Annotated in this window: 6 protein-coding genes and 1 pseudogene; 1 reads left to right on the top strand and 6 read right to left on the bottom strand. The window is 49.2% G+C overall.

Annotated features, from left to right (window positions below):
* Positions 1–76: 76 nt before the first annotated feature.
* Positions 77–1,456, bottom strand: coding sequence for a DNA repair protein RadA (radA, locus tag AC6R0S_RS13440; protein WP_500638126.1), 1,380 nt, complete (start codon positions 1,454–1,456; stop codon positions 77–79).
* Positions 1,457–1,590: 134 nt separating this feature from the next.
* On the opposite strand from radA, the gene AC6R0S_RS13435 reads away from it, so the two are divergent.
* Entirely contained in the window at positions 1,591–3,936 is a 2,346-nt protein-coding gene (locus AC6R0S_RS13435) for a PilZ domain-containing protein (RefSeq protein ID WP_500633940.1), read from the top strand.
* A 119-nt stretch (positions 3,937–4,055) separates the two neighbouring features.
* Here AC6R0S_RS13435 and carB read toward each other — a convergent pair whose 3' ends face one another.
* The 5 genes and pseudogenes from carB to secA all read right to left on the bottom strand — a co-directional run bounded on the left by carB (position 4,056) and on the right by secA (position 13,036).
* On the bottom strand, positions 4,056–7,283 hold the full coding sequence (gene carB, locus AC6R0S_RS13430) for a carbamoyl-phosphate synthase large subunit (protein WP_500638125.1): 3,228 nt from the start codon (positions 7,281–7,283) through the stop codon (positions 4,056–4,058).
* A gap of 16 nt (positions 7,284–7,299) precedes the next feature.
* Entirely contained in the window at positions 7,300–8,457 is a 1,158-nt protein-coding gene (gene carA / locus AC6R0S_RS13425) for a glutamine-hydrolyzing carbamoyl-phosphate synthase small subunit (protein WP_500638124.1), read from the bottom strand.
* Positions 8,458–8,939: 482 nt separating this feature from the next.
* Positions 8,940–9,749: a 4-hydroxy-tetrahydrodipicolinate reductase gene (dapB, locus tag AC6R0S_RS13420; protein ID WP_334554362.1), complete on the bottom strand. Its 810-nt coding sequence runs from the start codon at positions 9,747–9,749 to the stop codon at positions 8,940–8,942.
* Positions 9,750–9,820: 71 nt separating this feature from the next.
* Entirely contained in the window at positions 9,821–10,216 is a 396-nt protein-coding gene (gene mutT / locus AC6R0S_RS13415) for an 8-oxo-dGTP diphosphatase MutT (protein WP_500638123.1), read from the bottom strand.
* A gap of 92 nt (positions 10,217–10,308) precedes the next feature.
* Positions 10,309–13,036: pseudogene (gene secA / locus AC6R0S_RS13410) on the bottom strand (preprotein translocase subunit SecA).
* Between the last annotated feature and the right edge of the window lie 244 nt (positions 13,037–13,280).

The following is a 13,280-nucleotide window of genomic DNA, read 5'->3' as shown; positions in this document are numbered from 1 at the left end:
CACCGACAAAAAAGCGCCTTGCTGAATGTTCGGCAAGGCGCTTTTTAATTCGTTCAGTGCTCAATCGCGCTGACAGTTACAACTCATCAAACGCTTCAATCGCTTCAGACAGCTTTTTCACACCATGGATTTGCATGCCTGCAATCCCGCCTTTAGGCATGTTCGCAGCCGGCACGATCGCTTTTTTAAAGCCGTGCTTAAACGCTTCGTTCAAGCGCTCTTGACCACTGGGCACCGGGCGAATCTCCCCCGCTAACCCGACTTCTCCAAACACCACAACATCTTTAGGCAGTGGGCGATCTCTAAAGCTGGATAGCAGCGCCATGACCAAGGCGAGATCGGCACTGGTTTCGGTGACTTTGACACCGCCGACCACATTAACAAACACATCTTGGTCAGCCATCTGCAGTCCCCCGTGCTTATGCAGCACAGCAAGTAGCAGCGACAAGCGGTTCTGCTCAAGACCCACCGCAACACGACGTGGATTGGCCAACTGGGAGTAATCCACCAGCGCTTGTATCTCAACCAACAAGGGTCGTGTGCCTTCCCAGACGACCATGACGGAACTGCCTGAGGTTTCTTCTTCACCGCGCGACAAAAAGATGGCTGAAGGGTTACTGACTTCTTTTAGCCCTTGCCCTGTCATGGCAAACACCCCCAATTCATTGACGGCGCCAAAGCGGTTCTTGTGACTGCGCAGCGTTCTAAAACGGCTGTCGGTGCCGCCATCGAGCAACACAGAACAGTCGATAATGTGCTCAAGCACTTTAGGGCCTGCGAGTGTGCCATCTTTGGTAACGTGGCCGACAATAAACACCGAGACGTTGTTTTGCTTAGCATAACGGGTCAGCGCGGTGGCAGACTCCCTCACCTGAGCGACGCTGCCCGGTGACGACTGCACATCCGAAACGTGCATGACCTGAATCGAGTCAATCACCATGATCTTAGGCTGTTCTTGCTCCGCGATCTGGCAGATGCGATCGACGTTTGTCTCCGAAAGCATTTTGAGGTTGTCTTTAGGTAGCCCCAAGCGCGACGCGCGCATCGCGACTTGCTGCAAGGACTCTTCCCCTGTGACATAGAGGGTCGGCATTTGCGATGCTAAGTAACACATGGTTTGCAGCAGCAATGTCGACTTACCCGCGCCAGGATTACCGCCGATCAAGATCGCGGCACCTGGGACGACACCTCCGCCCAATACTCGGTCTAGCTCTTTGAAACCGCTGCTAAAACGGGGCACTTCCTGTAGATCAATCTCAGACAACGTCTGTACTTTGGTTTCAGCGGTGTTGCCCGCGTATCCGCTCAAGCGCTCGTTACGCGCCGCGGTTGGTGAAGCGGCTAAACGCACCTCACTGATGGTATTCCAAGCGCCACAAGCATTACATTGCCCTTGCCATCTTGGGAAATCTGCGCCGCAGTCGTTGCACACGTAGGCTCTTTTTGCCTTTGCCATGGTTCCTCACCTGCTATTGTGTGACCTTATCAATTCGAATCTGGGTCACTTTATCTTGATTCGATGTAACATATCATTAAAGATCGTGTTATCAAGGTCGATAGAGAATAATTAGGTAGATCTAACCATAAAATATGCAGCAACAGGAAATCCTTTCAATCGCTGAGCGGCTCATTGCCGCTTACCACTCACAAGACTTTGAGTACCTTCTTGCCCAAATGACAGAAGGAGAGCCTCCGTCGGTCAAAATATTGGTCAAAATGGAGCTCAATAGAGTTATGGCACCGTGCACCAAACCAGTGGATTTGAGAGGGCGGGTCAAAGGTGAGTGTCGAGAATACAAGCTTGATGGACTGCGCCACTGGTTAGATGATGTCGCCTTCAACGCTTATCACAAAAATGTGCGTAAGTTTGGCGGCTATACCGAAGGCGTGTGGGAAGCGCTGTCCAACACACACAACAACTTTCGTGTTATGCAAAAGCGCGGCAAGCCCATCGGCACCGAAGTGCAAGCCAAAAGCAGTGCACTGGAAGTCGAGCCGATTAACTTAGGCTATGACCTGAAGCGCAAAGAGAATCGTCTGCGTCTTTCCTCCCAAATCGAGCTCAATCTCGCCAAAGGACAACTGGTTCACGGCGTCACCGTTGACCTCTCTCCTTCAGGGGCCAAGTTTAAAGTCCCGTCTGCGTTTGACTATAAGCTGGGTGAAATTGTCGAGGTACGCTTTGTAGAACTCGCCCAGAGCTCGGAAGTAGAGGCCATTCACTCTGCGTTTAGCTATCGGATTGTTGGTATCGACGAGTCTTACGAAAACGATGCAGTGAAGTTTCTGCGTACCATCATGCTCGACGAAACCCAAGCCATCGAAGCGATCATCGCAGAATGCCTCAATAACGACAGTAAAAAAGCCCGTCACGATAATCAAGATAAGATCATCCGCGCTCGCTCTCGAGGTTACGAGCACACTTATCTCAAACACACCTGCAATCTGCCGGTCTTTTTCAGTGGTGACGAGCTCAAACTGGTGTTGATGACGGAGAACAATCAGCCGATTTGGCAGTACTGGCACGACGAACGTAATCAACAGGCGCTCACCAGTTTGTTTAATAAACAGCGCATGAAACAGCTGACCACTCCGGGTATGCGCGGCAGCAGTAACGTACTTTACTCCTTCACCCATGACCATCAGGGCAAGCAGCTGTTTTTCTCGATGATGATGCCGGAAGCGACGCGCGAACAGCGACAGTTGTTTTGGCATGTGGGCGCGAAAAAAGAGAGTTGGCGAGCGTTTCGCCTCTCTGTGTTTGAGCTGGATGATGAAGAGAAAAGTGAACTGTCTACACACTCGACCGAGCTTGGTCTTGAGCCCAACACCTTGACGCACTGCGGCATTTTACAAGAGATATCAGACAGCAGCAGTCGCAATGACTACTTGCTGACGGATAAGCCGCGTCTTGCCAGCAGCGAGCTCAACCCGTTTCGCCACACTCGCAACCCTGAATCAAACCCCGCTTGCCTCTATTTTGATGCCAAATCCCGTCGCAAAGAGCCGAGGTATCAGTTTCAATCGCCTTTGCAACTGAAAACCGCCGATGGCCAGCGTCACGCTGGGGTTACGTTAGATATCTCCAAGCATGGCGCGAGCATTGCACTCACCTCACCTTGCGGGTTAAAAGCGGGCGATCTGTGTCATGTCGACTTTAGTGAATTAAAGCTTTACGATAAAAAACTCCCGCTTGATGAAGTGCCGTATACGGTGATACGCATCAGCCCTGGCGGCAAGAGGATGCAACTGGCGATCATCGAAGAGCGCCAGACGATGAAGACTATTGCCTTCTTTGGCTCGCTGATTGATCACAACCAAAATAAATTAGTCGCCAAACAAGAGCTACTGCCCAGTAATGCCCTGCTTGAAGGGTTGCACGATATTTTGTTGGATAAAATGGTCAGCTCACCGCTGTTTTTTGAAAAACGCGGCCCGAATCTGCGCCCACGTGTTATCGGGGTCAACTATCCTTTGCCTCCTTACCTTGGACTCCTGGCTAAGCTTGGTGAAGAGAAGAACTTTTCTCTCGAACCTATCTACAAAGGTCGCACCAATACCCTTATCGCCCAACCGATGCGCCGAATCGAAGGTGCTGAACCTCAATATCATGAGATCTACTTGAGTGCGGCAAAGTTTGGTACGCGCATTCAGTCAATCGAATCGAAGTTGGTCAGCGAATTTGAAACACTGAAAGATCGTATTCGCTTCGTCAAACAAGCGATGTCAATTGGCGAATTTTACGCCCTGAGAATATGCGCCGCACCCGTGTTTGATCCTATGACCGCGCTGGTACGCACTGACTTAGCCGAGCTTGCTAACATCAGCCTCCACAAGGCAAAAAGCTTAGAGAAAGAGATCGGTACCATCGTCGGTTACGGTGAGCTAAGCGACATCACAGAAGAAGTCCTGATCCGCCTTGAGCTCACGCGCTAATCCGCTCTTTCGCTTGATCCCATCACCCATCACCCAACATAAAAAAGCCCACTCGAAGGAGTGGGCAATGAGGTTGTCAATTCGGCTCTTATCACTGAGCCTATTGTCGAATCAAACGATTAGGCGTTTTCAGCGATTTTTGCGTGCAGCTCTTGTACAGAAGTGACCGATGCACATGCATCCGCGGTGTGAGACATGCACGTTGCAAACGCTGCGTTTAGCGTTGTGGTGTAGTTCACTTTCTCTGCCAATGCGCCACGACGCAGTACTTTTGAGTCTTCAATCGCTTGGCGACCTGCCGCCGTGTTAACGATGTAGGTGTACTCATTGTTCTTGATACGGTCAAGAATGTGAGGACGACCTTCGTGCACCTTGTTCACCAAGCGAGGGTTGATACCCGCTTCACCAAGAATCACTGCAGTGCCGTGCGTCGCATCCAACTGGTAACCGAGTTTTACTAGCTTAGACGCTAGGTCAACCACGCGTTGCTTATCGCCTTCACGAACAGAAAGAAGCGCTCGGCCACCTTCTGGGTAGACGTTACCACAACCCAATTCTGCTTTCGCATACGCTTCAGCGAATGTCGCACCCACGCCCATGACTTCGCCAGTAGAGCGCATTTCAGGGCCAAGCAGTGGGTCGACGCCAGGGAACTTGTTGAATGGCAACACCACTTCTTTCACTGAGTAGTATGGTGGGATGATCTCTTTGGTAAAGCCTTGAGACTCTAGAGATTGTCCAGCCATCACACGTGCCGCGATTTTCGCCAGTGGAGCACCGGTCGCTTTTGACACGAATGGTACGGTACGCGCAGCGCGAGGGTTAACTTCGATGAGGTACACTTCGTTGTCTTTCACAGCGAACTGCGTATTCATCAAGCCGCGAACACCCAACTCGAACGCCAACTTCTCAACTTGCTCACGCATCACATCTTGAATCTCTTGACTCAAGGTGTAAGCCGGTAGAGAACACGCAGAGTCGCCTGAGTGAACACCCGCTTGCTCGATGTGCTCCATGATACCGCCGATCACAACGCGCTCACCGTCACAGATGGCATCCACGTCGACTTCCGTTGCGTCATCAAGGAAGCGGTCAAGTAGGACTGGAGATTCGTTCGATACACTGACTGCTTCGTTGAAGTAACGACGCAAGTCTTGCTCATCGTAGACGATTTCCATCGCACGGCCACCCAGTACGTAAGATGGGCGAACCACCAATGGGAAACCGATGTCTTTCGACTTCTCGATCGCTTGTTCCATTGTGGTGACTGTCGCGTTTTCTGGCTGTTTTAGACCTAGACGCTCAACCGCTGCCTGGAAACGCTCACGGTCTTCTGCACGGTCAATCGCATCTGGGCTGGTACCGATAATTGGCACACCTGCCGCTTCTAGCGCTCTTGCGAGTTTCAGTGGCGTTTGACCACCGTATTGCACGATCACACCTTTTGGCTTCTCAACACGAACGATAGACAGAACATCTTCCAACGTCACAGGTTCGAAGTAGAGACGGTCAGAGGTATCGTAATCGGTGGATACTGTCTCTGGGTTACAGTTAACCATGATGGTCTCGTAACCATCTTCGCGAAGGGCAAGAGAGGCGTGTACACAGCAGTAGTCAAACTCGATACCTTGGCCGATACGGTTTGGACCGCCACCCAACACCATGATCTTGTCTTTGTCAGTCGGGTTCGCTTCACACTCTTCATCGTAAGAGGAGTACATGTACGCCGTGTCAGAGGAGAACTCCGCCGCACAGGTATCTACGCGCTTGTAAACAGGGTGAATATCGAACTGATCGCGCAGACGACGAATTTCGCTTTCAGACACACCAAGCAGTGCTGACAAACGCGCATCTGAGAAGCCTTTACGCTTCATCACACGCAACACGTCTTCGGTTAAGCCAGCAAAACCGCCTGCTTTAACGTGGTTTTCTAGATTAACGAGTTCTTCAATCTGAACTAGGAACCAACGATCGATGTTGGTAAGATTGAATACGCCTTCTACCGACATGCCTGCACGGAATGCATCAGCGATGTACCAAATACGCTCAGCGCCCGCTTCTTTGAGTTCGTGACGAATGGTGGTGAGTGCGTCAGGCGCATCAAGATCAACCATTTCGTCAAAGCCATTCACGCCAACTTCAAGGCCACGAAGTGCTTTTTGCAGCGACTCTTGTTGGTTGCGGCCAATCGCCATCACCTCGCCCACAGACTTCATCTGAGTCGTCAGACGGTCGTTCGAACCGGCAAACTTCTCGAAGTTAAAACGAGGAATCTTAGTCACGACGTAATCGATGGTAGGTTCGAATGATGCTGGCGTTGCACCGCCCGTGATGTCGTTTTGTAGCTCGTCAAGGGTAAAGCCAACCGCCAGTTTCGCGGCAATCTTAGCGATTGGGAAACCTGTTGCTTTAGACGCAAGCGCAGACGAGCGCGATACACGTGGGTTCATCTCGATGATAACCATACGGCCATCTTTCGGGTTGATACCAAACTGTACGTTTGAACCACCTGTCTCAACGCCAATTTCGCGCAGTACCGCTAGAGAGGCATTACGCATCAACTGGTACTCTTTATCAGTCAGAGTCTGTGCGGGTGCGACAGTGATGGAGTCACCGGTGTGGATGCCCATTGGGTCGAAGTTCTCGATAGCACATACGATGATACAGTTGTCCGCTTTGTCGCGAACCACTTCCATCTCGTACTCTTTCCAACCGATCAGTGACTCATCGATGAGAAGTTCGTTAGTTGGCGACAGGTCTAGGCCACGACGACAAATCTCTTCGAACTCTTCTTTGTTATAAGCGATACCACCACCCGTACCACCCATAGTGAATGACGGACGGATGATACAAGGGAAGCCCACCATATCGAGCACTTTGTACGCTTCTTCCATGGTTTTCGCCGTGTCCGCGCGAGGACACTCAAGGCCGATAGACTTCATCGCTTTATCGAAACGTGAACGGTCTTCCGCTTTGTCGATAGCATCAGCGGTTGCGCCGATCATTTCTACGCCGAACTCAGCAAGCACGCCGTGTTTTTCAAGGTCTAGTGCACAGTTCAGCGCTGTTTGACCACCCATTGTTGGTAGTACGGCATCCGGGCGTTCTTTCTCGATGATCTTGCGAACCACTTCCCATTGGATTGGCTCGATGTAAGTCGCATCGGCCATGTCTGGGTCAGTCATGATGGTCGCAGGGTTAGAGTTAACAAGGATGACTCGGTAACCCTCTTCACGCAGTGCTTTACACGCTTGTGCACCAGAGTAGTCAAACTCACATGCTTGACCGATAACAATCGGGCCTGCACCTAGAATTAGAATACTTTTTAAGTCAGTACGTTTTGGCATTCTCTACTACTCCGAATTAAGCGATGTTTTGCGTGTCTGAAATAGACTGTTTGATCAGTTCGATAAAATGGTCAAAGAGCGGCGCCGCGTCGTGTGGACCTGGGCTTGCTTCTGGGTGACCTTGGAAGCTAAATGCTGGCTTGTCAGTACGGTGGATACCTTGTAGAGAGCCATCAAATAGTGACACGTGAGTAGCACGTAGGTTCTCAGGGAGTGTCGCTTCATCTGCCGCGAAACCGTGGTTCTGAGACGTGATCATCACAACGTTACGGTCTAAGTCTTTCACCGGGTGGTTAGCACCGTGGTGACCAAACTTCATCTTCACTGTCTTCGCACCAGAGGCAAGAGCAAGAATTTGGTGACCAAGACAAATGCCAAAGATAGGTAGGCCTTTTTCTAGGAAAACCTTGGTCGCTTCAATCGCGTAAGTACACGGTTCTGGGTCACCAGGGCCATTAGATAGGAATACACCATCTGGGTTGAGTGCCAATACCTCTTCTGCACTGGTCTCTGCAGGCACGACCGTTAGACGGCAGCCACGATCAACCAACATACGTAGGATGTTACGCTTAGCGCCGAAGTCGTACGCGACAACGTGGTAAGGCAGCTCGCTCTCTGCTTTTGCTTCTGGCAATCCACCTTCTAGCGTCCAAGAACCTTGATTCCATACGTACGCTTCTTTGGTTGACACCACTTTGGCCAAGTCCATACCTTTTAGGCCAGGAAACTCTTTTGCTTTCGCTAGCGCTAATGCCTCATCGAGATTGTCACCCGCGATGATACAACCGTTCTGAGCGCCCTTCTCACGCAAAATACGCGTCAGTTTACGAGTATCAATATCCGCAATGCCGACAATGTTTTGCGACTTTAGGTAATCAGAAAGCGTTTGTTCACTACGGAAGTTTGATGCGATAAGGGGAAGATCGCGAATCACAAGGCCTTGTGCATGAATTGAAGAAGATTCTTCATCTTCGGTATTGGTACCGGTGTTACCAATATGTGGGTAAGTAAGGGTGACGATCTGCTGGGAATAGGAAGGATCAGTGAGGATTTCTTGGTACCCCGTCATCGAGGTATTAAAAACAACTTCACCAACGGACGACCCATCTGCTCCAATGGAAACTCCGCGGAACACTGTCCCATCTTCTAGGACTAACAGTGCTGATTTACTCAAGACAACCTCCAGAATAAAAATGCAAAAATAATAAATTTAACTGCAAATTTGCCTTCCTGTGCGCAATAAAAAAGCGGTTTTAGGTATTTCAGACAAATTGGCGGTATTCTAATGAGGCCTGTGACATGTGTCAACACACACGTAAAAAAACACCGAAACTTTAGGGCTCTTTAGACAAAAAACAGACCAAAAGGCCTAAAAGAACAACTTTTGTAAATGAGTAATCGATTTCAATTCAAAAAACTCAAAATCTCTCTTTGTGTCACCTGTATCAGATCACACTTTTTTTCTTCGCTCTTACGCAAACGATCAACATCGGAAGCAAATACAAACTTTAAAGACATTAAAGACAAAACCAACACCAAGCCACGAAAATAAACAATAAAACTTAAAGAAAAAAGAGCATAACCTGAAGTTAACTCATTCTCTTTCAACGCACATATATAAAAAACGCCGGGCAAGCCCAGCGCATAATTATTTATTTACAGTTCATTGAGTCCTAGGACATCCGTCATGGTATAAAAACCAGGGGATTTTTGGCTAAGCCAGACGGCAGCTTTGACCGCACCATTGGCAAAGGTCATTCTGTCCGTCGCTTTATGAGTGATCTCTACACGCTCACCAATATCAGCAAACATCGCCGTGTGTTCGCCGACAATATCGCCTGCGCGAATGGTGGCAAAACCGATCTCATCTTTGGTTCGCTCGCCGGTAATACCTTCACGAGCATACACAGCAACATCGCTGAGCTGGTTACCCATAGCGCCAGCAATGGCTTCTCCCATACCAATTGCGGTACCGGAAGGCGCATCCACTTTATGACGGTGGTGCGCTTCAACGATTTCAATGTCGCAGTAATCGCCCATCACTTTGGCTGCCTTTTCAAGCAGTTTGAACACAAGGTTAACCCCAACAGAGTAGTTAGGCGCCATCACGACAGGAACGCTCTGAGCAATCTCATCAATAGTCGCTCTCTCTTGCTCACTAAAACCAGTGGTGCCAATCACAATGCTTTTGCCATGCTGACGGCAAAGTTCTAAATTCGCTAGCGTGCTCGCCGGTGCCGTAAAATCGATAATGACATCAAAGTTGTCGATCTCTTTGGCAAGATCATCCGTCAGCACGACATCAAATTTGCCCTCTCCGCACAGTTCGCCGACATCGACACCCACCAAAGAAGATTCCGGACGCTCGGATCCTGCACCAACACGGGCGTCTTGATTTAAAAATGTCGCTCTGACTAAGTTACGACCCATTCGACCGGCCGCACCCGCAACTGCAATTCTGACCATTGCAAAAAACTCCTTGGTTCTTGTTCCATTTGTGCCAATAAACTATCAACAATCTCGGCTTGAAACCAGTATTAAAACTCTTGAATGACACGCTTTAGAATAGGCACGTTTGCTTCAGGAAAGGTGTAGTGACGCAAATCCGCAATCGCCACCCAGGCACCTTGCTGTCCCTCTTTGCCGTACGGCTCACCAGAAAACTCATGCACACAGATAAAATCAAACTTGAGTGATTTATCCGGATAGTCATACTCAAGATGTTCAAACGGGGTTTGATTTGACACGACAATCCCCACTTCTTCTTCCAGCTCGCGCGCCATCGCTTGCTCTATACTTTCCCCCGCTTCGACTTTACCGCCGGGAAACTCCCAAAAGCCGCCCTTATGTTTGTCATCCGGACGCTTGGTGATGAAAATCTTCGATTTGTCTTGGTTGAAGATGATCGCCGCAACGATATGAATACGTTTCATTGACTGGTTCCTATTTGGTTGTGCTATCCATCAGACGGATACAAAAAGAGCCGCCAAAGCGACTCTTTTCCTATAGATCTCACGTTAATCGCTTACGCAATTTTACCGTGACACTGTTTGTATTTTTTACCACTGCCACATGGGCAAGGTTCATTTCGACCCACTTTACGCTCTTCGCGCACCATTGGCTGATGAGCATCATCACTTGCGTCTTCATCACTCAATGGGTTATCGGCGCTCGCGTGTTGCGCTTGTGCCAAACGAGCCGCCTCTTCTGCTTGCGCTCGACGCTGAGCTTCCATACGTTCCACTTCTTCTTGCTGCTGAACGCGCACTTTAGACAAGACAGTGATCACGTCAGATTTCAGTGCTTCAAGAAGACCTTCAAAGAGCTCGAAAGATTCACGTTTGTACTCTTGTTTCGGGTTCTTCTGCGCATAGCCACGTAAATGAATACCCTGACGCAAATGGTCCATCGCAGCCAAATGCTCTTTCCACAAGGTATCGAGCGTTTGCAACATCACTGATTTTTCAAAGTTGCGCAGCACTTGCTCGCCCACCACGGCTTCTTTCTCTTTGTAAACAGAGATAGAGGTCGCAATGATTTTCTCGCGCAGCGCTTCTTCATACAGTTTATCGTCTTCTTCAAGCCACTGCTTGACCGGCGCATCAAGGTCGAAGTCATTTTTCAGGCGTGCTTGAAGCCCGTCCACATCCCACATATCTTCTAGCGATTGTGGTGGGATGTACTCATCTATAACAGCGTTAAGCACGTCGTCACGGTTTTGCTCAATCATCTCACTGATGTCGTCAGCGCTCATCAGTTCATCGCGCAGCTCATACACCACTTTACGCTGGTCATTCGCAACGTCATCGTATTCCAGCAATTGCTTACGAATATCGAAGTTACGTCCTTCCACTTTACGTTGCGCTTTTTCAATCGAACGTGAGAGCATTTTCGATTCGATTGCTTCACCCTCTTCCATACCACTTTGGATAAGGCTAGCCATACGATCCGAGGTAAAGATACGCAGCAGTGAGTCTTCCATCGATAGGTAGAAACGAGAACGAACCTGCATCCCCTTGACGACCAGAACGACCACGAAGCTGGTTATCAATACGACGTGATTCATGACGCTCAGTACCGATAATGTGTAAGCCACCAGCTTCCAGCACTTGATCGTGAACGACTTTCCATTCCGCTTTAATCGCGTCAATTTGCTCTTGAGTTGGGTTGTCCAGTGTCTCCACTTTTGACTGCCAACTGCCGCCGAGGACGATATCCGTACCACGACCCGCCATGTTGGTTGCGATGGTGACTGCACCCGGTTTGCCCGCTTCCGCGACGATCTCTGCTTCTTTCTCGTGGAATTTTGCGTTAAGCACGTTGTGCTTGATTTTCGCTTTCTTCAGCGCATTAGAAAGTAGCTCTGATTTTTCAATCGATACGGTACCCACCAGCGTTGGCTGACCTTTTTCAACGCGCTGTTTGATGTCTTCGATAATCGCAGCGAATTTCTCCGCCTCGGTGCGATAAACCATGTCTGGCATATCATCACGAATCATTGGCTTGTTGGTTGGGATAACCACGGTTTCAAGACCATAGATCGATTGGAATTCAAACGCTTCTGTATCTGCGGTACCCGTCATACCAGACAGTTTCTCGTAGAGACGGAAGTAGTTCTGGAAGGTAATCGACGCCAGCGTTTGGTTCTCGTTTTGGATCTTAACGCCTTCTTTCGCTTCCACCGCTTGGTGTAGACCTTCAGACCAACGGCGACCAGGCATAGTACGACCCGTATGTTCATCAACGATCACCACTTCACCCTCTTCAGTGACGATGTAGTCAACGTTCTTCTCAAACAATACGTGCGCACGCAAGGCAGCATTAACATGGTGCAGTAGACTGATGTTCGTCGGTGAGTACAAGGTGTCACCTTCGACCATCAAGCCGTTTTTAATCATTAACTCTTCAACAAACTCTTGACCGGTTTCAGTCAAATACACTTGCTTGGATTTCTCATCCACCGTGTAGTGACCATCACCACGGTACTCTTCGGAATCTTCTTTGTCTTGCTTCTGGAGTTGTGGGATGAGCGTGTTGATGCGAGTGTACAGCTCAGAGCTGTCTTCAGCAGGGCCAGAAATGATCAGCGGCGTTCTCGCCTCATCAATCAAGATGGAGTCAACTTCATCGACCACTGCGAAAAAGCGCACGCGTTGAACGCGGTCTTCGGCGCGAAACGCCATATTGTCACGTAGGTAGTCAAAACCGAATTCGTTGTTGGTACCGTATAGAATATCCGCTTTGTAGGCTTCTTTTTTCTCTTGAGGTGGCATGTTCGGCACGTTAACGCCTACCGTCATACCGAGGAATTCAAACAGCGGTCGGTTGGTTTCTGCGTCTCGCTTAGCGAGGTAGTCGTTGACGGTCACGACATGAACCCCTTTGCCTGGCAGCGCATTCAGGTATGCAGGGAGTGTCGCGGTGAGTGTTTTACCTTCACCAGTACGCATTTCAGCGATTTGTCCGTTATTCAGAACCATGCCGCCGATAAGCTGAACATCAAAGTGGCGCATCCCATACAAACGTTTTGATGCTTCACGAACCGTCGCGAAAGCTTCAGGCAGCAGACTGTCTAGTGTCTCACCTTGATCTAAACGCTGACGAAATTCGACGGTCTTTTGTTTTAGCTCTTCATCAGATAGAGCCTCAAACGTCGGCTCAAAATTGTTGATCTCTTTTACTATTTTTCTCAGACGTCGCAGGGTTCTGTCGTTGCGACTGCCAATTACCTTTGTCAGTAGCTTAGTTATCATTTGCTATGAATCTCTCTTAACTCAGATCGGGCCCGATCATCTTATAATGCCTTCAGTCTCTACCAGTTTTAAACTAAGAATACTGAGATAAATCACTTTCCTCAGATATTGTGCTATTTACTTTAGAATTCAAGGCTAGAACTGATTTTAGTGGCGCCTATCTTATGAAATTTTCACCCTGACAACCAATAGCAAGGTAATTTGTTTGAAGCGCACTTTATTTTTTGTGCCTATATGACGTAAG

It is taken from the genome of Vibrio sp. R15-SG3-ISO1B (assembly GCF_059833835.1).
Note: the sequence above shows the minus strand (reverse complement) of the source record. Positions and strands in the feature narration are given on the sequence as shown.